Here is a 262-nt window from a genome sequence, read left to right as displayed (position 1 = left end):
ATGGTATGAATCACTAACCGGCGCAACATTCTGAATATTGTTTTCCAGGAATTCAGCGAAGTTAATCTGGTCCATTTTGCTGCCATCGTTGGCTGTCCATGATTTCCATTCGTCGGAGAACGGGCAGTCATAAACAGCTTTATGTGCAGCCCAGCTCGGATTATCAGCGTTCTGGTGGAAATCCAGCACGGCGACAATGCGCGTTTTGGTTTTGTCTGCGAAAACGACGGAACGCTCATCGCGGAAACGCTGGATATAAGCG

Annotated in this window: 1 protein-coding gene; it reads right to left on the bottom strand. The window is 48.5% G+C overall.

Going from position 1 to position 262, the window contains the following annotated elements; genetic code table 11:
- On the bottom strand, positions 1-262 hold a 262-nt coding region (locus FDX22_RS31495), incomplete at both ends, for a DUF2303 family protein (RefSeq protein ID WP_255432989.1).

Source organism: Citrobacter sp. TBCS-14 (genome assembly GCF_005280805.1).
Classification (GTDB): domain Bacteria; phylum Pseudomonadota; class Gammaproteobacteria; order Enterobacterales; family Enterobacteriaceae; genus Citrobacter; species Citrobacter gillenii.
The sequence above is the reverse complement of the archived record's forward strand: the minus strand, read 5'-3'. Positions and strand labels throughout refer to the sequence as shown.